This is a genomic window from Pseudomonas sp. B34(2017), assembly GCF_002112915.1.
In the GTDB taxonomy this organism is placed as follows: Bacteria; Pseudomonadota; Gammaproteobacteria; order Pseudomonadales; family Pseudomonadaceae; genus Aquipseudomonas; species Aquipseudomonas pharyngis.
The window spans coordinates 329,909-356,453 of record NZ_NEJA01000007.1 but is presented as its reverse complement, the minus strand read 5'-3'; the positions used below and the strand labels follow the sequence as shown (position 1 = coordinate 356,453).

General features: G+C 57.2%; 16 protein-coding genes. 6 read left to right on the top strand and 10 right to left on the bottom strand.

Annotated features, from left to right (window positions below; genetic code table 11):
* Window positions 1–8: 8 nt before the first annotated feature.
* Both aruF and CAF80_RS23215 read right to left on the bottom strand, forming a co-directional pair.
* Window positions 9–1,028, bottom strand: a complete 1,020-nt coding sequence (gene aruF, locus CAF80_RS23220) for an arginine/ornithine succinyltransferase subunit alpha (RefSeq protein WP_064598807.1) — start codon at window positions 1,026–1,028, stop codon at window positions 9–11.
* A gap of 131 nt (window positions 1,029–1,159) precedes the next feature.
* The gene (locus CAF80_RS23215; RefSeq protein ID WP_074688199.1) at window positions 1,160–2,380 is read right to left on the bottom strand and encodes an aspartate aminotransferase family protein; all 1,221 of its coding nucleotides are present in this window, start codon (window positions 2,378–2,380) and stop codon (window positions 1,160–1,162) included.
* Window positions 2,381–2,448: 68 nt separating this feature from the next.
* Here CAF80_RS23215 and CAF80_RS23210 point away from each other — a divergent pair, with 68 nt between their 5' ends.
* On the top strand, window positions 2,449–10,407 hold the full coding sequence (locus tag CAF80_RS23210; protein WP_256578200.1) for a dermonecrotic toxin domain-containing protein: 7,959 nt from the start codon (window positions 2,449–2,451) through the stop codon (window positions 10,405–10,407).
* Window positions 10,408–10,463: 56 nt separating this feature from the next.
* Here the strand turns inward: CAF80_RS23210 and argR are convergent, their stop codons facing one another.
* The 7 genes from argR to acs all read right to left on the bottom strand — a co-directional run bounded on the left by argR (window position 10,464) and on the right by acs (window position 18,402).
* The gene (gene argR / locus CAF80_RS23205; RefSeq protein WP_011335538.1) at window positions 10,464–11,444 is read right to left on the bottom strand and encodes a transcriptional regulator ArgR; all 981 of its coding nucleotides are present in this window, start codon (window positions 11,442–11,444) and stop codon (window positions 10,464–10,466) included.
* A gap of 111 nt (window positions 11,445–11,555) precedes the next feature.
* On the bottom strand, window positions 11,556–12,320 hold the full coding sequence (locus CAF80_RS23200; protein WP_003227281.1) for an ABC transporter ATP-binding protein: 765 nt from the start codon (window positions 12,318–12,320) through the stop codon (window positions 11,556–11,558).
* Window positions 12,321–12,343: 23 nt separating this feature from the next.
* Window positions 12,344–13,456 (bottom strand): succinylglutamate desuccinylase/aspartoacylase family protein, encoded by a 1,113-nt coding sequence (locus CAF80_RS23195; protein ID WP_074688203.1) that lies wholly within the window; start codon window positions 13,454–13,456, stop codon window positions 12,344–12,346.
* Window position 13,457: 1 nt separating this feature from the next.
* Window positions 13,458–14,156, bottom strand: a complete 699-nt coding sequence (locus CAF80_RS23190) for an ABC transporter permease (RefSeq protein WP_039772064.1) — start codon at window positions 14,154–14,156, stop codon at window positions 13,458–13,460.
* A complete protein-coding gene (locus CAF80_RS23185) occupies window positions 14,153–14,842 on the bottom strand; it encodes an ABC transporter permease (protein ID WP_007951063.1) in 690 nt (229 codons plus the stop codon). Before CAF80_RS23185 ends, CAF80_RS23190 begins: the two co-directional genes overlap by 4 nt.
* Window positions 14,843–14,933: 91 nt before the next feature.
* Window positions 14,934–15,707 carry an ABC transporter substrate-binding protein gene (locus tag CAF80_RS23180; RefSeq protein WP_011335541.1) on the bottom strand — a complete coding sequence of 258 codons (774 nt, stop codon included), beginning with the start codon at window positions 15,705–15,707 and terminating at the stop codon, window positions 14,934–14,936.
* Window positions 15,708–16,446: 739 nt separating this feature from the next.
* The gene (gene acs / locus CAF80_RS23170; protein ID WP_007951065.1) at window positions 16,447–18,402 is read right to left on the bottom strand and encodes an acetate--CoA ligase; all 1,956 of its coding nucleotides are present in this window, start codon (window positions 18,400–18,402) and stop codon (window positions 16,447–16,449) included.
* Window positions 18,403–18,854: 452 nt separating this feature from the next.
* Between acs and CAF80_RS23165 the strand changes: the two genes are divergently transcribed.
* The 3 genes from CAF80_RS23165 to CAF80_RS23155 all read left to right on the top strand — a co-directional run bounded on the left by CAF80_RS23165 (window position 18,855) and on the right by CAF80_RS23155 (window position 21,941).
* The gene (locus CAF80_RS23165; RefSeq protein WP_011335542.1) at window positions 18,855–19,115 is read left to right on the top strand and encodes a DUF2790 domain-containing protein; all 261 of its coding nucleotides are present in this window, start codon (window positions 18,855–18,857) and stop codon (window positions 19,113–19,115) included.
* A 555-nt stretch (window positions 19,116–19,670) separates the two neighbouring features.
* A complete protein-coding gene (locus CAF80_RS23160) occupies window positions 19,671–20,921 on the top strand; it encodes a ribonucleotide-diphosphate reductase subunit beta (RefSeq protein ID WP_007951068.1) in 1,251 nt (416 codons plus the stop codon).
* 282 nt (window positions 20,922–21,203) lie between these two features.
* Window positions 21,204–21,941 carry an HNH endonuclease gene (locus CAF80_RS23155; protein ID WP_218191737.1) on the top strand — a complete coding sequence of 246 codons (738 nt, stop codon included), beginning with the start codon at window positions 21,204–21,206 and terminating at the stop codon, window positions 21,939–21,941.
* A 94-nt stretch (window positions 21,942–22,035) separates the two neighbouring features.
* Here the strand turns inward: CAF80_RS23155 and CAF80_RS23150 are convergent, their stop codons facing one another.
* Window positions 22,036–23,685, bottom strand: a complete 1,650-nt coding sequence (locus tag CAF80_RS23150) for a DNA cytosine methyltransferase (protein ID WP_256578199.1) — start codon at window positions 23,683–23,685, stop codon at window positions 22,036–22,038.
* Here CAF80_RS23150 and CAF80_RS23145 point away from each other — a divergent pair.
* Complete coding sequence (locus CAF80_RS23145; RefSeq protein WP_085667997.1) at window positions 23,684–24,139, top strand: very short patch repair endonuclease; 456 nt, start codon at window positions 23,684–23,686, stop codon at window positions 24,137–24,139. The genes CAF80_RS23150 and CAF80_RS23145 overlap by 2 nt on opposite strands.
* Window positions 24,140–24,598: 459 nt before the next feature.
* A complete protein-coding gene (locus tag CAF80_RS23135; protein WP_139831676.1) occupies window positions 24,599–26,512 on the top strand; it encodes a hypothetical protein in 1,914 nt (637 codons plus the stop codon).
* The last annotated feature ends 33 nt before the right edge of the window (window positions 26,513–26,545 follow it).

Below are 26,545 nucleotides of genomic sequence, written 5' to 3'. Positions count from 1 at the left end.
CTAAGGCGTTAAACCGCCACCAGGCGCACGCTGGCACCTTCACCGACGCCCAGGGCTTCGGCCGCTTCCAGATCCAGGGTCACCGGTTTGCCGGGCGCGTAATCCAGCTCAAGCAATACCGCGCGGTAATCCTGCAACTGGGCGTTGGCCACCAGATACTGGCGCCCGGCACCTTTGACCGGCTCGCCGAGCTTCACCGGCACCACACGGCTCTGGGCGATCGAACGGATCCCCGAAACACGCGCATGCAGGGTCGGGCCACCGTCGAAGATGTCGATGTAGTGATCGGTCTCGAAGCCTTCACGCATCAGGATGTCGAAGGTGATCTGCGCACGCGGGTGTACCTGGCCCATCGCTTCCTGAGCGGAGTCCGGCAGCAGCGGCACGTAGATCGGGTAATGCGGCATCAACTCGGCGAGGAACGTCCGGCTTTTCAGGCCACACAGGCGCTCGGCCTCGGCGTAGTTCAGGTCGAAGAAGTTGCGACCGATGGCATCCCAGAATGGCGAGTCGCCGTTCTCGTCGCTGTAACCGACGATCTCGGTCACCACCGAATCGGCGAACCGCTCAGGGTGGCTGGCGACGAACAGCAGACGGCCACGGGAGTTGAGCTCGGCCCACGGCGAACCCACCAGCTCGCGCTGCACGTAGAAACTGGTCAGCAAGCTGTTGCCGGTCAGGTCGTGGCATTGCGAGAGGACGTGGATCTTGTTGTGGATCTTCAGCTCGCGGGAAGCATGCACGAAGGTCTCGTTGCGAAAGCTGTAGAACGGCTCGGAGTAACCGGCCGACGCGACGATTGCCGAGCAGCCCACCAATTTGCCGGTGGCAGTGTCTTCGAGGACGAAGAAATAACTCTCCTCGCCGTTGAAGCTCACCTCGGCGGCAAACGAGGCTTCGCTCGCAGCGATCTTGTCGCTCAGGCGTTCAACGTCATCCGGCAAGGAAGTGACACCAATCGGGCTGTCCGCAGCCAGACGCTGTACCTCGCCCAGATCAGCCATTTGCGCGGGGCGCATCACCAGCATGGTGTCACTCCTTTCTCTACTTCAGGTCGGCGAAAGCGCCGACTCGGGAAAAAAATGCCGGGCAGGCCCGGCACAGGAAAATGGTCCCGGCGCCTGTCGATCACGACAGACGCCGGGCGGTCTTGCATGAATCAGGCTTGCGTCAGTTTCGCCGCAGCACGTTCGAAGCGATCCAGACCGGCGTCGATGTCCGCGTCTTCAACCACCAGGCTCGGGGCGAAACGGATCACGTCCGGGCCGGCCTGCAGAATCATCAGGCCTTCTTGTTCAGCGGCGTTGAAGATGTCCTTGGCCTTGCCTTTCCAGGCATCGCTCAGCACGCAACCGATCAGCAGACCGAGACCGCGCACCTGGGTGAACAGGCCGTATTTCTCGCCGATCTGTTGCAGGCGGGTCTTGAACTTGTCGTGCTTGGCGTTGACGCCGTTCAGCACCTCAGGGGTGTTGATCACGTCGATTACCGCTTCGGCCACGGCGCACGCCAGCGGGTTGCCGCCGTAAGTGGTGCCGTGAGTGCCGACAACCAGATGCTTGGCCAGCGCTTCGGTGGTCAGCATCGCGGCGATCGGGAAACCGCCGCCCAGGCTCTTGGCGCTGGTCAGGATGTCCGGGACCACACCGTAATGCTGGTAGGCGAACAGGTTGCCGGTGCGGCCCATGCCGGTCTGCACTTCGTCGAACACCAGCAGCGCGTTGTTCGCGTCGCACAGTTCACGGGCACCTTGCAGGTAAGCCAACTCGGCCGGCAGCACGCCGCCTTCGCCCTGGATCGGCTCCAGAACAACCGCGCAGGTCTTGTCCGAAACAGCGGCTTTCAGCGCCGCCAGATCGTTGTACGGCACGTGGGTGATGCCGGTGATCTTCGGGCCGAAACCGTCGGAGTACTTCGACTGGCCACCGACGTTCACGGTGAACAGGGTGCGGCCGTGGAAGCTGTTGAGCGCGGCGATGATTTCGTATTTTTCGGTGCCGAAACGGTCGAACGCGACGCGACGGGCCAGCTTGAAGGCCGCCTCGTTGGCTTCGGCGCCGGAGTTGCAGAAGAACACGCGCTCGGCAAAGGTGGCGTCGATCAGCTTGTGCGCCAGACGCAGGGCCGGCTCGTTGGTGAACACGTTGGACACGTGCCACAGCTTGTTCGCTTGCTCGGTCAAGGCACCGACCAGCGCCGGATGCGCGTGACCCAATACGTTGACGGCGATACCGCCGGCGAAGTCGATCAGCTCGCGGCCGGCCTGATCCCAGACGCGGGAACCGGCGCCACGCACCGGAATGAAAGCGGCAGGCGCGTAGTTGGGAACCATAACCTGGTCGAAATCGGCGCGTTGTACCGCAGCGTGCTCAACGGACATCGGAGTCTCCTGATGAGGGCCACCCGCCTGAAACTGGCGAGCGATGGGGGGATTGTAAGGACAGTTTTGTGCCCGGCCTTGTCGCCAAGCGACAACTTCTTATAGCGCAAACCCCGGATTTTCCCGGGTTTACGGCAATGCGACATATACCGTCGCAAAGGCGCAGTTTAAACCGTCGACGACAATTGCAGCAGGCCCGAGAAGATATCAATTGCAGGCCACAGCGAGGTCATATCTATATACCGCACCCCGCTCGGGACTTTTTGATTTGCTTGGCTCATTTCCAGACGCCAAGGCGCAATCCCATGCAATCACCGACCGAACCACAACCGGGCGTCATACCCGGCAATTCCCCCTCACACTATCAACTTCTGGTGGATGCGATCCCCGAATGGCTGAGCCAGGCCTCTTCCAGCCGGCGCGCGGCATTGAAGAACAACCGGCGCGCCGTCACCGACAGCATCAGGAAAGCCCCCCAGGCACAGCACGATCAATTGCGCGCCGCGATTGCCGGGCATATGCAGGTGCAAAACGGCATCGACCAGAGACTTGAGCAAGTGCAGGACGCCAGCGCTTATGCCGAGCCCCTGCTCAAGGCGGCACTCAAGTCACGATTCGGCCTGGAGCTGGACGTGAAGGAAACCTTCCTGCGCCTCTATCTACCTGCCACCACGCCCATTTTCGGCATCAGGACAGGTGTGCGCAGCTGGACGGTTTCCCTGATCGATGCCGCACTGCACAACTTCCAGAAGGACGAGACCCGGGACGAGGCCTACGACACGGACTCCGGTTTCATCACTCGCCCGTCCCAGACCGGCCAGTTCGAAACCTTGCCGCAGATCCGCGCGAAGATCAGCATTCCCGCCTTCATCAGCCTCTGCCGGGAGCTGGATATCGGCGCCAGCTATAAGGCCTATCTTGAAGACTGTCTGGGCATCTCCAACCCGGTCGTTGCCGCCATCCTGCCCGACAGGCTGAGGGAGAGTCAGAAAACCGCCCTGAAAGCGGCCCTGCAACTGGCACGCATCAACGGAGACATCGGCGAGAACTGGTTGCGGCTGATCAACGGGATGCTCGACGGCATACAGGGCATGCGCATCAACGGTCACACCTTGCGCTGCCAGGATTTGACGATGATGTCGGCCCCCCTCACCGGCATCGTGGTTTTCGCGGCGGATCTGGAACAGGCGAGGGTCGCACTCGGAGTAGTGGCCTACATACCGGGCGACCCGGAACACCCGATCAAGGAGTACGCCTCGAGTGCGGACATGGAAAAGGAACTGGCCCGCCAGTTGCGTTCGCCGGAGTACCAACGCTTTTTTGTCCAGTTCGTCGGCCACGAACAACGAGGGCATTTCCTTGCCGATCTGAACCGGCGCCTGAGCCAGGTGAAATGGCATAAACCGGAGCCAGGCAGCCAACTGCCCTCCTGGCGAGACACACCGATCGAAAAGCCCAAGCTGCAACTGGCTGTATCGCCCATCACCGGCGACCTCTGGGAACACCTCTACCAACGCAAACTGAATAAAATACTCAACGACGCGGCCACCCTTGCCGTCCCGACTGCCTACGCCGACCGAAAAGCGCGCTGGGCGCTTTGGGATTCCCTCGTCGACATAGCCTCCTCGATCCTCCAGATCGCCTCGTTTGTCGTGCTGCCCTTCGTGCCGTTCCTGGGCGAAATGATGATGGCTTACATGGCCTGGCAATTTCTCGACGAGGTCTTCGAAGGCATTGTCGACTGGGCCGAGGGGGCCGTCACCGAGGCCGGTGAACAATTGTTCAGCGCCCTCGAATCGCTGGTTCAACTGGGAGCCTTCGCCATCGGCGGCGGCATCGCCATGACGGAGCTGCCCAAGGTACTGCCACCGAGCGTCGTCTCATTCGCTGACCGGTTCCAGCCCGTCAAATTGCGCAACGGCAAGACCCTGTACTGGAAACCGGACCTCAAACCCTACGAAAGCCCGATCGTGCCCCCAGAAGGTGCCGCACCCGACCAGCAAGGGTTGCACTGGCATCAGGGCAAAAAACTGATGCCGGTCGATCAGAAGCATTACGCGGTCAGCGATCACGCCCATCCCGACAAGTTGCAGATCGAACACCCGACCCGACCGGATGCTTACCGCCCGGTCGTCTTTCATAATGGCGAAGGCGCCTTTCATACCGAACTCGATCGACCGCTGGAATGGGATAAGGCGGTTGCATTGCAGCGTCTGGGTCCGAACATCGAGCCGTTCTCCCCCACCCGTCGCGAACAGATCCTCAAGGTCAGCGGTTGCCACGAAGATGCCTTGCGCAGGATGCACGTCGATCACGAGCGCGTCCCCCCGCTGCTGGCCGACACGATCCAGCGCTTTCGGATCGATCAGGATCTGCAGGATTTCATCAGCAGGATGGCCAGCGACCAGGCCGAGGATTACCTTCGTGCCGATCCGCTGCTGCAGCTCCAGCTACTCAATGATCAAAAGCTGCTGCCTGGCACCCGACGCCTGCGCCTGATCGATGGGCAAGGAGAAGTTCTCTGGCAATCCTCCGCCGATGAACATCTGCCGATCATTGACCTTCCCCAGGATCGACTGGTCGACGGCGACCTGCTCAAGACCTTGCTGCAGTCGCTCGGCGAACAGGACATCAACGCCCTGCTGGCGGAAGAGTTCGGCCAGATGATCGCCCTGGATGCCCGCACTCGCCAACTGAGAAGCCGGATCGCGCAGATCGCGACATCGCGCCGTACGGCATTGTTCGAGGCACGCTATCAGGCGCTTCAACATCGCGAAGATGCGCTGGTGAAAAAGGTTGCCGTGAAGGAGCCGCACCTGCCCGCCAGGCTCACCGAAGAATTGCTGCACACGGCCACGGGTACCGAACTGCTGGCCATCGACGCCGGAGAATGGCCGGAGCGCCAACAACATCTTGCCACCGCCGCGACCCACGAACTGCGCATCGCCCGTGCCTATGAAGGCCTGGAGCTGGACTCGGTGCACAACCCGGATACCGATACGCTGGCGTTGCACAGTCTCAAAAGGCTGTCGGGATGGTCGAAGGATGTCCGACTCGAAGTCCGGGCCGGATCCCCCGAGGGAGCATTGCTGGACAGCACCGGTCCGCAATCGGCCGCTGTCCGGAAAGTGCTGGTGCGCAGAACCGATGGCCACTGGCAACCGTTTGATGATCAAGGGCTGGAATTGCACGCGCCCACCGATTTCTACACCTGCGTGTTGCAGGCATTGCCGGATGCGCAACGACAGGCCCTGAACCTGCAGATCGGCGAAGGCACAAAACTCAGGCAAGCCATTCGTGACAATCCAGTGGATCGGAACGACCTGCGCCTGACGATTTCCGATATCCCCCAGCAGCCAGAGGTCGTCGACACATTGCGACTGGTCGGTACACAAGGCTATGCCCGGGAAAACCCGCAAAGTCCGCGCACCCTGGAAAACCGCATCAGGCAGGTTTATCCAGGCATGGCGGACGACGATATGCCTGCCATGGTGCAGCACCTTCGAAATCACCCTGACGGCCCGCTCGCGGAACTGTCGCGCCTTCAGCTCGAGTACGCACAACTGGACAGCGACCTGACCCAATGGACGATCAATACTCCGCGGGTCGATCCGGACACAAGACAGGCCCTTTCACCGATCCGACACGCAGCCGCCCAGCGCGACCGCCAACAATTCGCCCATGCAGTGCGTCGCTGCTGGCGCAGGGAAACGTCGGAGCCGGGCGGTTTCCGATTGCAGTTTGAAGAGCCTCTGACGGGCGAACTGCCGATCCTGAGCGCGAATTTCGATCATGTCACCAGCCTTGAGCTGACAGGCTCCGACAGCAATGGCCAGATCGTACGATTCCTGCAAGGTTTCACACGCCTGCGACGACTGGCATTGAATCACTTCGACCTGGATGACCTGCCGCACCCGATCACCACCATGACCTCGCTGCGACAACTGAGGCTGCGCCATTGCGGCATTACTCTCACTCCGCAAAACCAGTTGCTGCTGTCATCGCTCAATGAGCTGACCGCCCTTGACCTGCAAGGCAATCCCCTGGGCATCACGATGGACGTCAATGCCCTGTCGGCACTGCATCACCTCAACCTGACCGATACCGGAATTTCCGAATTGCCCCACGGCTTGCTGGCTCACCCACGGATCAAAAGTGTCTGGCTTGCCAACAACCGGCTCACCGCTCTTCCCGAGGTCATGTTCGAGTTCTCCCCCGGCACCACCGCTGGATACGATTTTTCCGGCAACCCGTTTTCCAGCGTCACGCGGGAACGGATAAAGGTCTACTTCAACCGGACAGGCAACCACATGGGCGTGCGGGCCGCACAATCGGAGATCGACCGGACCAAGGCCCTGTTCACCGATCTCAATGATCGTCAGGCCAGTGAGCTGGTCTATCGATTGCCGGGGTCGCTCATTCAAGGGCAGATCCAGCTGACTCGCTGGGAAACCGAGATTGCACAGATGACCGCCGACCTGGCCGCCTGGGTCAGGGACATACCCGACCGCAACCCGCTCACGGGCGAACTGTTCAGCTTCGATGAGCGACTCGCCGAGCACTCGGCGCGAGACGTGTTCGCCGGGCGGCTGGAACGGCTCTGGCGTCATCGCTCGACAGCGCATTCACTGATGAGGGCGGAAGTGTTCACCGCTCAAGCGACGTTCAGGGGGGAGATGCCCGAGCTCACGGCCGATTTCAGCCACATCACCACGCTGTCCATGACCGGCAACAAGGGCATCAGCAGCATCGGCGCCTTTCTGCGCACCTTCCCACGCCTGACCAGTCTGATTCTTCAGGACTTCACACTCGAAGGTGCGTCCCAGTCCCTGGCGCAGCAAAGCGCTCTGACAACGCTGACGTTGAACAACTGCGACTTGAAATTCACCGCCGAAATCCAGGCGGCACTGGCAGCGATGCCCGAACTGGAACTGCTGGAACTGCCTGACAACCCGCTTGGCAGCGCACCCGATCTGAGTGAACTGGGCGAACTGACTTACCTTGATCTGTCCAATACCGGCATAGTGGAAGTGCCGCCCGGCCTGGCGGGTCATCCGAAACTGAAAACCGCCATCGTCAGCGAAAACCGCATAACAGAAATTCCCGACGCCTTTTTCTCGCTCCCGGCCCGCGCCAGCGAAGGGCTCGATTTTTCCGGCAACCCGTTGACCGCCGAGACGCGGGAAAGAATCAAGACCTATTCCCGCGAGCACGGCCCGGACTTCGGCGTCCTCGCCGACCCGACGGACATTGGCATCACCAAATCGTTGTTCCCCGGTCTGGACGATGAAGAAGCCAGTGAAGTGTTCTATGGCTTGCCTGGCGATATCGAGCATGGCCGCTCCCGGCTCAGGCACTGGCAGGCGGAGATTGAACAGCTCTCGTCGGACCTCGCGCACTGGATCAATGCGACGCCGACCAGACACCCGATTACCGGGGAGACGATGAGTCCGGCGCAAATGTTCGCGGAGCACACGCAAAGAACGACATTCGCCCGGCAACTGGAACAGTTCTGGCGTGCGAGAACACCGGACACCCCCAGGCAAAGGAACGACACACTGATCCTGAACGTTGCGCTCATCGGTGACCTGCCTGCCCTGTCGGCGGACTTCAGTCACGTTTCCGACCTCTCGTTCAGAGGCAACAATGCACTGAACGCAATGGACACCTTCCTCGACTCGTTCAGCGGACTGCGACATCTGGAACTGCATGACTTCTCCTTCAATCAACTTCCCCCGGCCTGTGAACGCATGCCGTCGTTGCAGCGCCTGATCATCGAAAACTGTGCGTTGACATTGACCCCGCAGACACAGGCCAGCCTTTCCTCCCTGAGCCGGCTGCAATACCTGAACCTGAGCCGCAACCCATTGGGCGCCCCGCCCTCGCTGTCGGGCATGACGGCACTGGTGCATTTGCGACTGACAGACACGGCAATCACCCGCCTGCCGGACGGCATGTTCGATCACCCACGACTGAGTGCCGCCATCCTGGACAACAACCTGATCAGCGAGCTGCCCGATGGCGTGTTCAATATCCCGTCACCACACCCCGCGCAACTGAGCTTGACCGGTAATCCGCTGAGTGCGGCCAGCCTCGAACGCATCAAGGTCTACTTCCAGGAGAAACGGCAGAATTTTGGAGTCTTCATGCCTCAAGAGGATCTGGACCGGACCCTGTCGCTCTTTCCAGACCTGGATCGCGAGGATGCCAATCGCGTGCTGTATCTGTTGCCGGGAACGCTTGAGGACGGCCGGATGCAGATTGCGAACTTGGAAACGCAGTGGCAACAACTTGACGAAGATCTCACCGCTTGGGTTGTCGATGTACCCGAGCGCTTCCCGGCCACCGGTGAGTTGCTGAGTAACGATCTGCGACTGGCAGAACAGGCGGATCGCGAAACGTTCTGCCGGGAACTCGAAGCGTTCTGGCGTGAACGGTCGCAAGAACAGCCCGAGATCAGGTCACAGACGCTGAACCTGAATATTGGGTTTGTCGGCGACCTGCCTCCATTGCGCACAGACTTCAGCCATGTGCTGAGCCTGTCGCTCACGGGCAATACGCAACTGCGGGTCAACGACCGGTTTCTCCAGTGTTTCAGCGGGCTCAAGGCGTTGGAGTTACGCGACCTGGGACTGGGACAGTTTCCGCGAGCGATCACCGGGATGCCTGCACTTGAAGAGCTGGTGTTAAGCAATTGCGACCTGGTACTGGACAACGAGGGCCGGACGGCTCTTTCGGCGCTGACCCGACTCACCAGCCTGGATCTCTACCGCAATCCGCTGGGCCGGGCGCCCGATTTGCGACGCATGACAGCCCTTGAGTATCTGGATCTGGCCAGCACCGGCATCCGCGAACTGCCCGAGGGTCTGCTGGATCTGCCGAACATCGAGACCGTGGTACTCAACAACAATCAAATCACTGACATTCCCGTGGGCGTCTTCGAACTGCCAGCCACTGCAGGCGCCGGCTACGACTTTGGGGACAACCCGCTGAGCGCCGGCACTCGTGAGCGCATCAAGGATTACTTTCGTCGCAACGGCGAGGATCTGGGCGTGCTGGCCGAGCCGGCGGATATCGCCCGCGCCCGCACACTGTATCCGGCGCTGGACGATGAGCACGCCAGCACTTTCGTCTATCGTCTGGACGGCACGCTGGCGGACGGCCGAAACGAGTTGACGCGCCTGGAAGCAGAGCTCGAAACGCTGCGGGGAAATCTCGCTGCATGGGAAGCCGACATTCCCGACCATCCGCTGACCGGACTGCCGCTGAGCACGCAGGAGCGCCTGCAAGAGGAATACAACAGGGCGCTCCTCGCGGAAGGGTTGTTGATGTGCTGGCGCAAGATTCCGGTGGAGGGTGGGAGCGTTGCCGAGCATCGATTCACCTCGACCGTTTCGGTTCGGGGTGAACTGCCGACATTGCAGGTCGAGCTCAGCCATGTGTCGGACTTTTACCTGGTCAATACCGCCGACCACTGGCCACGCCTCGGCCGGTTCCTGGACGCGTTTCCCAACCTTGAACATGTCGATATCCGTGGCTACGACCTCGGCACGGTGCCCGAGGCCATCTTCAGGATGAACCGGCTCACCACCCTGAGTCTGCCCGCCTGCCGTATCACCCTGACCTCGCATGAAGTCAACGGGCTGGCCGGGCTGCATTCGCTTGAGCTCCTGCATCTGCAGGACAACCCCCTGACACTGACGCCCGACCTGAGCAATCTGCAGCGCCTGAGCGATCTCGACCTGAGCACCACCGGCATCCGCGAAATCCCCAGGGGCGTGCTCGAAAATCACAACTGGATGGAAATCGACCTGTCAGGCAATGAAATCACCGAAGTTCCGGACGAACTTCTGGAAGTACCGGCCTACATCGGTGATCGTTACGACCTGCGCGGCAACCCCTTCTCCGCCGAGGCCATGAACCGCATTCGTATGTATTACCAGGAAACGGGACATACGCTGAATGTCGACAACGTGGTCGGACAGCAGGCTCCTGTAACTCGTCCCGGTGTCGCCATGGAAGATTGAAAGCCCTGAAAACGACAACGCCATGGAATCGGAATCCATGGCGTTGGTCTTGCGGGTCATCCGCGCTCGGGTGGCACCGAGGACAATTCGAAAGGGCTGCTGCTGCGCCTCTGGTTGCGATCCTCCCGCGGCGTGGCGCCGAAGAAGTTGCGGTAGGCGCTGGAGAAATGCGGCCCCGAGGAGAACCCGCACGACAGGCCGATCTGGATGATCGACTTGCTGGTCTGCATCAACATCTGCCGGGCCTTGTTCAGGCGCAGTTCCAGGTAGTACTGGCTCGGCACGCGGTTGAGGTATTGCTTGAAGATCCGCTCCAGCTGGCGACGGGACACGCACACATGCTGGGCGATTTCGTCGGTGGTCAGCGGCTCTTCGATGTTGGCTTCCATCAGCAGCACCGCCTGGGTGAGCTTCGGATGGCTGGAGCCGAGACGGTTCTGCAATGGAATGCGCTGACGCTCGCCACCTTCGCGGATGCGTTCGACCACCAGTTCTTCCGAGACCGCACCGGCCAGTTCAGCACCGTGATCACGGGCCAAAACAGCGAGCAGCAAATCGAGCACCGACATGCCGCCGCACGCCGTCAGACGATCGCGATCCCAGTCGAACAGATGGCTGGTGGCGATGACTTTCGGGAATCGCTCGGCGAAATCGTCCTGCCAGCGCCAGTGCACGGCGGCGCGGTAACCGTCGAGCAGACCGAGTTGCGCCAGCGGATACACACCGGCCGACAGACCGCCGATCACACAACCGGCGCGCACCAGTTGCTTGAGCGCGCTGCTGAGTGCCGGCGCCAAAGTGGTCGGTGGTTCATCGGCGAGCAGGAACAGTTTCTGGAAGTTTTCGAGCTTGCCCGCCCAAGGTTCGCCGGGCAGTTGCCATTCACCTTCGGCCGGTGCTTCGGCCTGCAGGAACGACAACTCGTAAACCACGTCCGGATGCACACGCTGGGCAACACGCAAGGCCTCCTCTGCCAGCGCCAAAGTCAGAGCTTTAGTGCTGGGCCAAATCAGGAAACCAATTCGATGGGCAGTCATGGCGGGCGATCCGAAACGTAAACAGAGGGAAAAACCGAAATCGGCTGCAACCAAATTAGACCATCTGGCGCGCTGCGCAGCATGACCTAATCTGGTGCATAACGGGAGCGATTACTTGAGGCTGCCCGAGAGGAATTGTTGCAAACGTTCCGATTGCGGATTGACCAGCACTTCACGCGGGTTGCCGCTTTCTTCCACGACGCCTTTGTGCAGGAACACCAGCTGGTTCGACACTTCACGGGCGAAGCCCATTTCGTGGGTCACCACCACCATGGTCCGGCCTTCCTGAGCGAGGGCCTGCATGACTTTCAATACGTCGCCGACCAGTTCCGGGTCGAGGGCCGAAGTCGGTTCGTCGAACAGCATCACTTCCGGTTCCATCGCCAGCGCCCGGGCGATCGCCACACGCTGCTGCTCGCCACCGGACATGTGCCCCGGGAACGCGTCCTTACGATGAGCCACGCCGACCTTGTTCAGGTAGTGCTCGGCTTTCTCGCGGGCTTCGGCCTTGGACACGCCCAGCACGTGAACCGGCGCTTCCATGATGTTTTCCAGCGCGGTCATGTGCGACCACAGGTTGAAGTGCTGGAACACCATCGACAGGCGCGAACGCATGCGTTGCAGCTGTTTCGGATCAGCGGCTTTCAGCGCGCCGTCCTTGTTCGCCACCAGTTTCAGCTCTTCGTTGTTGAGCAGGATCTTGCCCGCGTGCGGCTGCTCGAGCAGGTTGATGCAGCGCAGGAAAGTACTTTTGCCGGAGCCACTGGAGCCGATGATGCTGATCACATCGCCGGCGGCCGCTTTCAGGGAAACGCCCTTGAGCACTTCGTGACTGCCATAGCGTTTATGCAGGTCTTGGACTTCAAGTTTGTACATGCGGTCGGTTCTCACAAAAACAGTCAGTCGTTGAGCAAAGGGCCGTCGCGCAGCGCATCGCGCCCCGCCACTTTGGCCAGCCAGAAACCGGGTTGGGCGTAACGCAGCCGCTCAATGGCAAACAGCACCCCGGACGTACCAGCACACACCGTGCTGACCCGATCCGACAGCGGATCGATCACTTCGAAAATCTTGTCACCGGCTTCAACCCACTCGCCGGGCTTGCGCAGAAAACTCACCACGCCGGGATGCGGCGGCAGGAGCAATTCAGTGCCCTCGAACGGCATGCCTTCGCACGGCTCGTGCGCCGCGTTCGGCCACTCGCCACGGATCAGGCCCTGCTCGGCGAGGAACGCCAGAATGCCTTCTGCCCAAGCCTCGGCCTGCGTCGGCGTGGTGTCAGCCTGACCGCCGAGTTCAACGGTGGTCGCCAGGCACGCCAGTGGAATCTGCGCGTCCGGGAACAGGCGCGACAGACGCAGCCACGGCAACGAGCAAGCCTCGTCGAACGAACTGCCACCGGAATCTTCCGCCAGCAGGCCGACTTTCACATCCAGGTGCGCGGCGAGCGAACGCCACTGCGGCCAGTGCTGCGGCAAGGCGTACATGTGCAGCGCGGCTTCGCAGTCGCAATGCAGATCCAGCACCACATCGGCGGTGGCGGCGTGTTGCAGCAGGATGCGCTGCATGCCTTGCAACTGGCTGCTGGCCTCGGGCAATGCGGCCAGATGATCGGCCATTGCCTGACGGATCAGACGGATGTTGGCGTGCGGATCATCACCGAGCTGTCCTTCCAGCCTGGCGGCCACTGGCACGCTGAGCTCGACGAAATCACGGTTGAAATTCTTGCCGCTGCCGGCCTCGAAACGGCCCTGATGATTGCCTTGCAGCAACTGGCCGAGACCCAGCGGGTTGGCCACCGGCACCAGTTCGATGATGCCGTTGAGCAGGCCCTTGGCTTCGAGTTCGCCGAGGCGTTTTTTCAGTTCCCAGGCGGTGCGCATGCCGGGCAGTTCGTCAGCGTGGAGGCTGGCCTGGATGTAGGCCTTGCGCTCGCCGCTGCCGAAGCGAAAAACCGAAATCCGGCGCTCGCTGCCCAGGTGGCTCCACGGTAGAACGTGGTCGATGCGTTCCATATCAGTGCTTCCTCGGGGCCAGGTAGCTCAGCCAGCGACGCTCGGCCAGCTTGAACAGGCGCACCAGAATGAAGGTCAGGCACAGGTAGAACACGCCGGCGGTGATGTACGCCTCGAACGGCAGGTAGAACTGCGCGTTGACGGTACGGGCCGCGCCGGTGATGTCGATCAGGGTCACGATGGACGCCAGACTGGTGGTCTGCAGCATCATGATCACTTCGTTGCTGTACTGCGGCAGCGCCCGGCGCAGGGCCGATGGCAGCAGGATGCGCTTGTACATCTTGAAGCGCGACATGCCCATGGCCTTGGCCGCTTCGATCTCGCCGTTCGGCGTGGCCTTCAGGCTGCCCGCAATGATTTCGGCGGTGTAGGCGCTGGTGTTGATCGCGAACGCCAGGCACGCACAGAACGTTGCGCTGGACAGCCACGGCCAGAGAAAGCTTTCACGCACCGCTTCGAACTGAGCCAGACCGTAGTAGATCAGGAACAGTTGAACCAGCATCGGCGTGCCGCGAATCACGTAGGTGTAGAGCCACGCCGCGCCGTTGACCACAGCGTTCTTGGAGACACGCATCAGCCCCAGCGGCAGGGCCGCGAGCAGACCGAAGAACAGCGACAGCGCGAGCAACTTGAGGGTGGTGACCAGACCGCCGAAGTACAGCGGCAGGGCCTCCCAAATGACGTTGTAGTCGAAGATCATAGATCAGCCGCCCTTACGCCTACCGAGTAGCGCTTCTCAAGGTGACGCAGCGCCAGCAACGAGACACTGGTGATCACCAGGTACATCGCCGCCACTGCGAGGAAGAAGGTGAAAGGCTCGCGGGTGGCGTCGGCCGCCTGCTTGGCCTTGAACATCATGTCCTGCAGACCGACCACGGAAATCAGCGCGGTGGCCTTGGTCAATACCAGCCAGTTGTTGGTGAAGCCCGGAATCGCCAGACGAATCATCTGCGGCACCAGCACCCGGAAGAACACCTGGAAGCTGCTCATGCCGTACGCCATGCCGGCTTCGGCCTGACCTTTGGGGATCGCCATGAACGCGCCGCGGAAGGTTTCCGACAGGTACGCTCCGAAGATGAAACCGAGGGTGCCGATACCGGCGGCCAGCGGATTCAGGTCGATGTAGTCGTCATAGCCGAGCATCGGTGCGACGCGGTTGAGCAGGTCCTGACCGCCGTAGAAGATCAGCAGGATCAGCACCAGGTCGGGAATCCCGCGAATCACCGTGGAATACAGATCGCCCAGCCACGCCAGCCAGCGCACCGGCGACAGGCGCAACGCGACGCCGATCAGCCCGAGAACGATGGCCAGGGCCATGGACGACAAGGCGAGCTGAAGCGTCAGCCAAGCGCCATCGAGGATGACAGCCCCGTAGCCTTTCAACATGATTCAGGTCCTCGAAAGTTGGGATGAAAAAATGGCGCAAACCGCAGAGATCCTGTTGCTTGCGCCATTTCGGACGGGTCGAGCGACGTCTTTACTTGCCGTAAATGTCGAAGTCGAAGTACTTGTCCTGGATTGCCTTGTACTTGCCGTTCTCGCGGATGGCCGCGATGGCGGTGTTGATCTTGTCTTTCAGGGCGTCGCCCTTGCGTACCGCGATACCAACGCCGTCGCCGAAGTATTTGACGTCGGTGAACGCCGGGCCGACGAACGCGAAGCCTTTGCCGGCGTCGGTTTTCAGGAAGCCGTCATTCAACAGCGTAGCGTCCGCCACGGTGCCGTCGAGGCGGCCGGCGGCCACGTCGAGGTAGATTTCGTTCTGCGAGCCGTACGGCTTGATCTCGGCACCCAGCGGGGCCAGGACTTCGCGGGCGAAACGCTCGTGGATCGAACCACGCTGCACGCCGATGTTCTTGCCCTTCAGCTCAGCCAGACCTTCGCTGACCTGAGTGCCTTCCTTCATCACGAGGCGGGCCGGGGTGTTGTAGTACTTGTTGGTGAAGTCCACGGACTTCTTGCGGTCGTCAGTGATGGACATGGACGACAGGATCGCGTCGATCTTGCGCACTTTCAGTGCCGGGATCAGACCGTCGAACTCTTGCTCGACCCACTGGCACTTGACCTTCATTTCTTCGCACAGCGCGTTGCCGATGTCGTAGTCGAAACCGACGATGCTGCCGTCCGGCGCTTTGGAGGCGAATGGAGGGTAAGCCGCTTCGATACCGATTTTCAGAGGCTTTTCATCGGCGAATGTCGGCAGGGACAGCACGGACAGTGCCAGGGCGCCAAGCAGCACAAGTTTCTTCATCTTGGGACTCCATCGGTAAAGGGCAAAAACGGCAGAGTGAGCGACAGCCCAATATGCGAATGGGTGTAACGAAATCGGTTGCTGCGTGCGTGGGACAGTTCCAGTCAAAACCGCGACGGCTTCAACGCAAGCCACGACGAGCGAGTGATCGGCATTCTAACGACAGGCCCGAAGCCGATATTTCTTCAATGCGACAACTAATTACAGATGCACCGAGAAACCCGCTTGAGCACATTGACAGCCCTGCAATTTCATGCAAGAGCGAAAGACAGTGAACCGATCTATGCTGCAAATTGCGGGCCTATTATTCGCAAACCCTTCTAATCCGGCAAGCGCGGGGTTATGTCTTATTTTTCACCGGGTGTTTTGAGGCTCTAAAACGGGGCGATGCGTTTCCGGATGCCCCGTTGCGGAGCGGGCGGTTACACATTCGGTTACTTGAAGGCGGACGGGTAACAGTAGGAAGTGCCTGACGGAGCAATTCGATAATTATTGGCTGCTGATCACCCACGCCCTGCCCCCCCCTCCTAACTGATCGTTCCCACGTCGAGGCGTCGAACCGTCCGCGTGGGAATGCAGCCCGGGACGCTCCGCGTCCCAAGAGCGGACGCAGAGCGTCCAGGGAGGCGCTACCACGCAGACGGTTCGACGCCTCGACGTGGGAACGATCACGCCACAAATGAAAAAGCCCCGCCCGGCGCAATGCCGGACGGGGCTTTTTCAGCCTTCAGACCCGCCGCTACGCGACGTTCATGGTCTTGTGCGTATCGATCAGATGCTGCACCACACCCGGATCGGCCAGGGTGGAGATGTCGCCCAAGCCTTCGTATTCGGCGGTAGCGATCTTGCGCAGGATGCGGCGCATGATCTTGCCCGAACGGGTCTTCGGCAGCCCCGGCGCCCACTGGATCACGTCCGGCGAAGCAATCGGCCCGATCTCTTTGCGCACCCAGTTCTTCAGCTCCAGGCGCAGTTGCTCGCTCGGCTCTTCGCCATTTTTCAGGGTGACGTAGACATAAATGCCCTGCCCCTTGATGTCGTGCGGTACACCGACCACCGCCGCTTCGGCGACTTTCGGGTGAGCAACCATCGCACTTTCGATTTCGGCAGTCCCCATGCGGTGGCCGGACACGTTGAGCACGTCGTCCACGCGACCGGTGATCCAGTAGTAACCGTCGGCATCGCGACGGGCGCCGTCACCGGTGAAGTACATGCCACGGAAGGTCTTGAAGTAGGTGTCGACGAAACGGTCGTGATCGCCGTACAGCGTGCGCGCCTGACCTGGCCACGAGTCGAGAATCACCAGATTGCCTTCGGCCTCGCCCTCAATGATGTTGCCGAGGTTGTCCACCAGCGCCGGCACCACACCGAAGAACGGACGTGCGGCCGAACCCGGTTTCAGCGCATGAGCACCCGGCAGCGGGCTCATCATGTTGCCGCCGGTTTCGGTCTGCCACCAGGTGTCGACGATCGGGCAACGGGACTTGCCGACGTTCTTGTAGTACCAGTCCCAGGCTTCCGGGTTGATCGGCTCGCCCACCGAACCGAGCAGACGCAGGCTGCTGCCGTCCGCGCCCTCAACAGCGGCGGTGCCGGAGGCCATCATCGCGCGGATCGCGGTCGGTGCGGTGTAGAGGATGTTGACCTTGTGCTTGTCGACAATCTTCGCCACCCGGGTGATGTCCGGATAGTTCGGCACGCCTTCGAACAGCAGCGTGGTCGCGCCGTTGGCCAGCGGGCCGTAAACGATGTAGCTGTGACCGGTGACCCAGCCGACGTCGGCGGTGCACCAGTAGATTTCGCCTGGACGGTAGTCGAATACGCGCTCATGAGTCATGGCCGCGTACAACAGGTAGCCGCCAGTGGTGTGCTGCACGCCCTTCGGCTTGCCGGTGGAGCCGGAGGTATAAAGGATGAACAGCGCTTCTTCGGCACCCATCTCTTTCGGCGCGCAGACAGTGCCCGCCACTTTCATCAGGTCTTCGTACCAGATGTCGCGATGCTGGTTCCACTTGATGTCGCCGCCGGTGCGCTTGCACACGATGACTTTCTGGATGCTGCTGGTTTCCGGGTTGGTCAGGGCGTCGTCGACGTTGGCCTTGAGGGAAATCTTCTTGCCGGCACGGATACCTTCATCAGCGGTAATTACCACTTTCGAGCGGCAGTCGATGATGCGACCGGCCAGGGCTTCCGGCGAGAAACCGCCGAACACCACCGAGTGAATCGCGCCGATCCGGGTGCAGGCCAGCATGGCGACCACGGCTTCGGGGATCATCGGCATATAAATGGTCACCACGTCGCCGCGGTGCACGTCCTGGCCACGCAGGGCGTTGGCGAGTTTGCACACTTGTTCGTGCAGTTCGCGGTAGGTGATGTTGCGGCTTTCGGAAGGATCGTCGCCTTCCCAGATGATGGCGACCTGATCGCCGCGCTCGGCCAGATGACGGTCGAGGCAGTTGTAGGAAACGTTCAGGGTGCCGTCGGCAAACCACTTGATGTCGACATGGTGATCGTCGAACGAAGTCTGTTTCACCGTGGTGAAAGGCTTGATCCAGTCGAGGCGCTTGGCTTGTTCGCGCCAGAAGCCGTCAGGGTTGACGACCGACTGTTGGTACATGGCTTTGTAGGTCGCCTCGTCGGTCAGCGTATTGGCCAGAACCTCGGGACGAACGGGATACAGGGAAGCCGCACTCATCTTTCCTACCTCGGTGTAATAGTTGTTTTTGTATGACCCTGTTGTAGCCGGGGCGCCCGTATAGAACCATTCGACGATGGTAGTAACAAGCCCCTACAAAACATCCAGAAATGCCACAGACACCCCTGAAGCAAACCCCGCAACCCTTGTGGGAGCTGGCCTGCCAGCGATTCAGACGACCCGGTTTCCCGGGAAAGCCGCAGCGCCGGTAACACCGCATCCGAGGATTGTTACCAAATCTGCCAAAGGTGTTTATCAAAACCGGGTCTGTTTACCCCTGCCCCGCCTCCCTAAAATTCACCTCGCCGACAAGGCAAAGCGATTAACAAGGTTACAGCCCCCACGAAGGCCGTTAATCCAGTTCTGAAGTAACAAAGCAAAACGATGAAGTTCCACACGCAACCCCACAAAGGTTGCGTGACCCCACTCGACCTCAAGAAGGTAAATTTCAAATGAAAGCTTTATTGGTTCTGGCCCTCAGCAGTCTGTGCGCAACCGCCATGGCAGACGAGGTTCCGACTGATGTCGCACAGCAACAACCGGCTATCGAGGAATACACTTACTCCACTCACCTGGACATCGCCAAAGTTGTATCGATGAGCGAAGTTCCAAATGTCTGTGAAGTTGTTCCGGCGAAAATGGAATACGACGACTCCAAGGGTCAGCGTCACATTCTGCGTTACAGCATCATGGGTAACGGCTGCACCAATTGATGCGTTGAGACTGCACCGAATCGGATCACTCAGCGCAACATCGAGAGTCGATTCCAGCCCGGCTTCGGTCGGGCTCAGTTGTGTTTGAAGCGGCGCAAAAGGGTTGCAAAACACAAGATATAGTGAAAAACGCGGTTTTTTGCTCGTTTTTTGAGCAATCAATCACACGCCAAAAAATTAATGAAAAAATTTTCTCCGGGGCCAATCCCGGCGAAAGCCCTGTAAACCCTCGCTCCGATCGAAATCACCCGCGCGCTCGACCGCCCTGCGCTGTTTCGCCCTCCCCCACGCCCGTGTTTTTTTCCCTATAATGCCGCCCTAATCGGGTCAGCAATATTCCCTTACAGGGATCAAAGCCATTCTGAAGCCCCGCAGCAGCGACAACGCTGACCTGCGCCCGTCAGAGGCTCTCGGAAACCCGTAAAAATTTTCTGTTTATTGCCTGCGTAGCACCGCTGCAAAAAACGACATCCAACGCGGCCTGTAAGGCCGTGTGAAAAACCAACCAATCAGTTTTCACACGGGCACAGGCCCTCACGCAGGAGACGACACGTCATGCTGAGCTGGGACGAATTCGACAAAGAAGACAGTGAAGTAGCAGCAGTGAAAGGCGCCAACGCCGGCCACGCTAGCGAAGCCAACATGGACCGCCTCGACAGCGCCGGCGGTGCCGCCGCCCTCGAAGCCCGCGCCGTGACCGCCGAAGACTCGGCCGCCGTGGCTCGCGCCAAGGCTGCACTGGATTCCCTCGACGTCGCCGAAGGCCTCGCCGAACTCGAAGGCTCCGCCGCCCGTGTCGCCGTTGACGAAAAGCGCATGATCAACTGCCGCGCCGACCTCAACCAGCTCGTGCCATTCAAGTACGACTGGGCCTGGCAGAAATACCTGGACGGCTGCGCAAACCACTGGATGCCGCAAGAAGTCAACATGACCGCCGACATCGCCCTCTGGAAAAACCCGGAAGGCCTGACCGACGACGAGCGCCGCATCGTGATGCGCAACCTCGGCTTCTTCTCCACCGCCGACTCCCTGGTTGCCAACAACCTGGCCCTGGCCGTGTACCGCCTGATCACCAACCCGGAATGCCGCCAGTACATCCTGCGCCAGGCGTTCGAAGAGGCGATCCACACCCACGCCTACCAGTACTGCATCGAATCGCTGGGCATGGATGAAGGCGAGATCTTCAACATGTACCACGAGATCCCGTCGGTCGCGAAAAAAGCCGCCTGGGGCCTTAAATACACCCGCGCCATCTCCGACCCGGAATTCAACACCGGCACCGTCGAAACCGACAAAGAGTTGCTGCGCAACCTGATCGCCTACTACTGCGTTCTGGAAGGCATCTTCTTCTACTGCGGCTTCACCCAGATCCTCTCCATGGGCCGCCGCAACAAAATGACCGGCGTCGCCGAGCAGTTCCAGTACATCCTGCGCGACGAATCCATGCACCTGAACTTCGGCATCGACGTGATCAACCAGATCAAAATCGAAAACCCACACCTGTGGGATGCCGAAATGAAGGAAGAAGCTTCGCAGATGATCCTGCAAGGCACCCAGCTGGAAATCGAATACGCGCGTGACACCATGCCTCGCGGCGTACTGGGCATGAACGCGGCGATGATGGAGGACTACCTGAAGTTCATCGCTAACCGTCGTCTGTCGCAGATCGGTTTGAAGGAAGAGTACCCAGGGACGACTAACCCGTTCCCTTGGATGAGCGAGATCATGGACTTGAAGAAAGAGAAGAATTTCTTTGAGACTCGGGTTATTGAGTATCAGACTGGTGGTGCTCTGAGCTGGGACTAATCGTCTCGGTCGCCACGATTTGACGATTGCTGCTTGAGTCGTCGAGTTGAGAAAACAAAAAGCCCCGATTTTATCGGGGCTTTTTTATGAATATAATTAATCAATCCGAAGCAAAAAAAATCACTAAATTCTCACACCATAAAAACCGAGAAAAAAATGCTTGAGGCAAAATTTTACGACACATACTACTTTTGTAACATTATAAAAAATATCCTTTATTACCCTGACGACTATCTCAGAATGCTAAATGAATTTCATGGAGATGGACGAATAAACTACAGAATGAGCACCTTCAGCAAATACTCTTTATTCCATGAGTTTATCGAGTTCATTATTCACGACGTCTATTACGATCAGGCTGATGAATCTGTGCTTGAAAAAAAGAAAACAATATATGAATCATTACTAGAGCTACCCTTTGCACTAAAACACATGCGACCACACGTACTACCAATTGAACGTGCACTCGAACACCACAACATGAAACATCGAAGCTTTGAAGAATTCTTACAAAACAAGAGAAAAGTGTTCATTGACTGCAACATAGACGACGTTTACGAGTATATCCATGAGCTTCGTGAGGACGGGGTATTTGACAAACTAATAGAACACATATCCAAAGAGATATTTCATGTCCTATTTCAGAACCGCGACCTGATGAAAGTCTTCAATATCATGATGGCTGACGCGCTAGAGACAGAATCCACTTCCCCTTGCCCTAAAGAAATCAAAGATCTCTTCAAAAGGCCAGGCGTACTGAAACGCACCACCATACCAAAATGGGTTAGAAGAGCTGTCTTTTATCGCGACAGAGGCCGATGCGTACTGTGCGATAAAGATTTATCCGGTCAAGTTAATTTGGAAAACCAAGAAAACTACGACCACATTGTACCGTTGGCGGGGCACGGCTTTAATGACATCTCCAACATTCAACTGCTTTGCAAGGAATGCAATCAACTTGAAAAGAAAACAGGAAAGGCGGTAACTTCGAATAAATATCAGTCTTGGTATAAATACTAACCAAATTTGCTGCTCACGTCCTTTACAGATCAGCAAAGCCTCGCTACGCGAGGCTTGAAATGTAGGTTGTGTCGAAGAGACTCTCATCACCAAGCTATGACAAGCGCTCTACCACCTTCGATTTCTTTTGCACTATGGAAAAAACTACAGAAGCTATTTTATTGGCAAGCAGAGGTGGAACCGCGTTCCCAACCTGATGAAACTGATGGGTTCGATTACCTTGAAAAAAGTAGTTATCTGGAAATGTTTGAAGCCGGGCAGCTTCTCTGACCGTCAAACTGCGACACTGCTTTGGATCATAATGAATAAAATAGTGGCCATCTTTAGATATATGACTAGTAACAGTTGTTGCAGGAAGCTGTTCCAGCTGCACTCTGAAGCGATCACTAAACTTACCCGTCTCCCAGTTTTTATGAGCGGGAGCTAATCCAGACAGGCTGAATTGCTGGTGTCCTTTTGGTGAAACCTTATAAGCTCGAGCATATACACTGGCAAACATGTAGCGCCGCAAATCAGAAAGCATATGTCCACGCGCATCATGATTAAGCCAAAAACCCAAGTTGCTATCACGATACCAACAATCCAAAGCTTCATCTTTCGTCTTCCCATCGTCATTAATACGAGGAACACGAAGAGCGCCAACGTCAAGAGAGGTAGAAAGAAGAGCTTCACGGGCGATTTTCATCTCAGCATGAAGTTTCGGTTCCAATCCACTATCAACTTCTAAAATAAGCCCATCTAGATGATTGGCAACTTCTCTGTACCATACTTCTCCATCATCGGACTGTTTGGTCAGACGACTACGTAATGCAGGTAAATCACTGAGAACCTGCCTCGTACTTACTCTTCCAATAGCCTTCTCAATACATTCGTATTGCTCTGTATCTCCGTACTCGTCCAATGCAATCCCTAGAAGTATCACTCGATGCCTTGCCTGAGGAATCCCATACTCCTCCGATTTAATAATATAGCTTCGAGGATCGACCTTACTTACATCGTCACCCGGCCCGAAAGATTGACCAGTCACAAGCGAACATATGCGATATTTTTTGCCCGGTGAAGGATCACCAAGCGCTTTATTCGGGTCGGTGAGATCCTGCAAAATCTGGGAAAAGATGCTTTCACCCGCGATTTTTGAAGACAGAATTCCTTTTACATTCTCCATCACAAAAACAGCAGGCTTTCTTTCCTTGATGATTCGAAGATATTCCTTGTACAGAAAATGACGGTGATCATTTTCAGCGCTGTAATCGGCCTTCCCCTGATTACGCGACCTACCGACAATTGAGTAGGCTTGGCATGGAGGCCCGCCAATTAGAACCCAAGGCCTGTTCTCGAGCTTTTCGTCAAGAATCCCATCAAGCTCCTCATCCCCTTCCTTAGATCCCAAAGTGATACACCTAGCCTCCTTATCCGCTTCCAGCCACTGAGCCTCGCTCAAATCGCTATACGGTGTAGGGCTCAAACCATTACAGAAATCGTAGTAGTCGCTCAGCTGCTTTGGATTCTGTTTTTTAAGCAGGCGGTAGAAGGCTCTCAACTTTAGCGTTTCACGGGCAATCGGGTTCATTTCGGCTGAGACTAAAATCTCAAATCGTGAGCCATCACCAGAAGAAGCGAAACCCTCACCAAGACCTCCAGGGCCTGCGAAAAGGTCGACAATCTGAATTGGCTTCGAAAGCGCAGTGTCACATTCGATATTGGTATCTCGGCCTAAAGGCAAATTCATCTGGGGCTCAGTCATGGACATAGTCAGTAAAGAAGTCAGGTCTCGGATGATGGCCGGTATCCGCGGCAGTAATACATCTCCCGAAATGAAGGTCCGCAAGCTGCTGCACCGACACGGTTTCAGGTATCGACTGCATTCTCGGAAGCTTCCAGGCAAGCCAGATATTGTGCTTCCTCGCTACAACGTCTGCATTTTCATTCATGGCTGCTTTTGGCACAGACACCCTGGCTGTAAATACGCCACAACCCCTCGAACTCACGAAGAATTTTGGCAGCTAAAATTCGATCAAAACGTGAAGCGAGACATCAGGCAAAAAAACGAGCTTCTGCAGCAAGGATGGCGTGTCTTCGAGCTTTGGGAGTGCGGAATTCGCAAGCCTGAGGCTGAGATCAGCTGGATCCTAAATGCGATCAAGGATTGTAATCAAAAAAACGTGTCTTGGCCTGATCTCTTTGAGGGGCCTTCTTAATTTAACAGCCACCTCGTCTGATACGTCTCTCTCTATGCCCCACGCCACCGTCTTTTTTGCGACGTGAGCAGCATCACACCGCGAGTGATGGCAATCAGCCTGCAAAAAAAATTGACTAAAGAAGAAAAATTCACTAAACATTACCCAAAGGTTTCAGGAATATTCCTGAAACCTTGTAGGAGATTTGAGGAAAAATGTCAGAAAAAAGAGAAAAATTCGTACGATTAGCTGAGCAGCGTGTAAATCGAGCGCTCAATGATATTCGCTTGATCGGAAACCTATCCAACCGCAGTGCCTACAGTTTTAGTGATGAGGACATAAAGAAAATCTTCAAGACTTTGCAGAAGGAGCTAGACCAAGCCAAGACTCGTTTTTCCGACGCAGAAAACGCAGCTGGTGGCGACTTCAAATTGTAGGCACTAATTGTTCTGAATCTACTAATGATAGGGAGATTTGATTGTGGTTCATTGGCAGTTTCGCCCGCTAAATCCGAATGAGACTTCGGGATCAAGCATTTCAGATGACAATTTTGCGGATGAGGAACGTACTAGCGTTGAAATCCTCGTTCGTGAAACCTTGCAGAATCCCTTGGACGCGCGGAGCAGTGAAAGCGTCGTGCGCGTTGAATACAAGCTGGCCACGGTAGACTTGGCCACTACTAAGTTCGCCCGCTCCATTTTCTCAGACGACTGGATTAAGCACTTCCAAGCCGGCGAACTGATCGAGAACGATCAACTACCAGCGAAGATGACGTTTCTGGTAATCGAGGATTTCGGAACAACTGGACTGGAGGGATGCTACACGGACTCCTCACTCGAGGGACCAACGCAAAATTGGAATGCATTCTGGTTTCGAGAAGGTGAAGGCGCGAAAACGACTAAGTCTAACGGGGGGGCAGGTCAAGGGAAAATCACCTTGTACTTAGCTAGCAAGCTAAGGAGCGTTTTTGCGCTGACCAAGCGTAAATCGGATCGACTAGAGCTGCTCTTTGGCTGCTGCCGCTTCAAACGTAATTACAAGCTACCGGAGGACAGCAGGCGCTGGGCAAAGGAAGCTAGATGGGGAGCAATCAGTGATCCAAATGAGCTAGCAATCCCTGTAGAAAACACTCAGATGCTCGAAGGAATCAAGGCAGAGCTTGGTCTAGCTAGAAGAGCGGAAGCCGGAACGACCTTCATAGTCCCGATGCCGGCAGAAGATATAACGGAAAAAGCGTTGCGCAATGCGGTTATCAACGAATTCTTTTTTGCCATCAATCGCGGTCGATTAGTGGTAAAAGTCGGCAACATTACTTTAGATTCATCAAGCATCGCAGACGTAGCGGATGACATGGGAGAACAATGCCGACTGAGCAAGGGATATCGTAATTTTCTCGCATTAACTGCACGGAACGCGAATGAAGCGGTCACCGCTACGACAAATGATTCGTGGTCTAAAGAGGCGAAACTGACGGTTAATGCATTCAAAGAAGTTGAGCTAACGTCTTTGAAAGAAAAATTCGGAAAATCCGAATTAGTTTCAGTAGATTTTCTTATCCCAGTCAAAAAGAAACAACCGAAAGAAACATCCATTGCAACGTTCACAGTTTTCCTCCAGCAAGACGAGAATGCAGAACAGAGCCAAGAGTTGTTCGTTAGACAAGACTTAGGAATCGATGGCGAAAAAAGGTTGAAGGCTGCAAGAATCATCGTCCCAGTAATGGCACTTACCTTTATTCAAGACCCAAAACTCTCTGATTTGCTAGTCGCTGCCGAAGAGCCAACGCATCGTAACTGGAATGCTCGGCGCCCAAAAGTCGTATCTCAATACTTTTCTCCCAATGACGCGCTGAATGCAGTCCGCAATGCTGCACTTCGATTAGTTCAACTGATTTCACCAGAGGGCAAAAAAGACGAAACCGCCTTAGCGATTTATTTTTCCGATCCAGCTTCGCCCCCTGTCAAACGTTTAGGAGGGAGTGGAGTTACGCCAGAAACTCCTAGGGGTGAACAACTGCCGCCGGTAGATATTCCAAAGCCAAAACCAAAACCTGTTGTACTCAAAATCCTCGATGAAGGATTCGAGGTTCGTGCGAATGCAGCAGAGGGATTCACTTTCCCGATTGACTGTACGATTACATTAGCCTACGCCACTGTTATTGGTGACGCATTCAAGCTTTGGGATGCCGCTGACTTTTGGATCGGTGATGAATCATCATATCCACGTAAACACTCTAAAGTTTCCCATTTTACTGCTGCCCTTAATACAATGAGCTTCCGCTTGGAGGATGAAAACTCTTGGCTATCAGTTGATGGCTTTGATCGTAAGCGACAGCTTGAAATCCGCGTGAAGTATCAGGAGGTGTCCGATGGGACAAATAACGAGGACGACTAACCCAACCCGGCTAAGGCAGATTGACAAGAAACA

Excerpts from the sequence above, each read along its gene's own strand:
- CAF80_RS23215 (WP_074688199.1), bottom strand. The coding sequence starts at position 2,380 with ATGTCCGTTGAGCACGCTGCGGTACAACGCGCCGATTTCGACCAGGTT.
- CAF80_RS23195 (WP_074688203.1), bottom strand. The coding sequence starts at position 13,456 with ATGGAACGCATCGACCACGTTCTACCGTGGAGCCACCTGGGCAGCGAG.
- CAF80_RS23160 (WP_007951068.1), top strand. The coding sequence starts at position 19,671 with ATGCTGAGCTGGGACGAATTCGACAAAGAAGACAGTGAAGTAGCAGCA.
- CAF80_RS23165 (WP_011335542.1), top strand. The coding sequence starts at position 18,855 with ATGAAAGCTTTATTGGTTCTGGCCCTCAGCAGTCTGTGCGCAACCGCC.
- aruF (WP_064598807.1), bottom strand. The coding sequence starts at position 1,028 with ATGCTGGTGATGCGCCCCGCGCAAATGGCTGATCTGGGCGAGGTACAG.
- acs (WP_007951065.1), bottom strand. The coding sequence starts at position 18,402 with ATGAGTGCGGCTTCCCTGTATCCCGTTCGTCCCGAGGTTCTGGCCAAT.
- CAF80_RS23145 (WP_085667997.1), top strand. The coding sequence starts at position 23,684 with ATGGACATAGTCAGTAAAGAAGTCAGGTCTCGGATGATGGCCGGTATC.
- CAF80_RS23180 (WP_011335541.1), bottom strand. The coding sequence starts at position 15,707 with ATGAAGAAACTTGTGCTGCTTGGCGCCCTGGCACTGTCCGTGCTGTCC.
- CAF80_RS23185 (WP_007951063.1), bottom strand. The coding sequence starts at position 14,842 with ATGTTGAAAGGCTACGGGGCTGTCATCCTCGATGGCGCTTGGCTGACG.
- CAF80_RS23150 (WP_256578199.1), bottom strand. The coding sequence starts at position 23,685 with ATGACTGAGCCCCAGATGAATTTGCCTTTAGGCCGAGATACCAATATC.
- CAF80_RS23200 (WP_003227281.1), bottom strand. The coding sequence starts at position 12,320 with ATGTACAAACTTGAAGTCCAAGACCTGCATAAACGCTATGGCAGTCAC.
- CAF80_RS23190 (WP_039772064.1), bottom strand. The coding sequence starts at position 14,156 with ATGATCTTCGACTACAACGTCATTTGGGAGGCCCTGCCGCTGTACTTC.
- argR (WP_011335538.1), bottom strand. The coding sequence starts at position 11,444 with ATGACTGCCCATCGAATTGGTTTCCTGATTTGGCCCAGCACTAAAGCT.
- CAF80_RS23155 (WP_218191737.1), top strand. The coding sequence starts at position 21,204 with ATGAGCACCTTCAGCAAATACTCTTTATTCCATGAGTTTATCGAGTTC.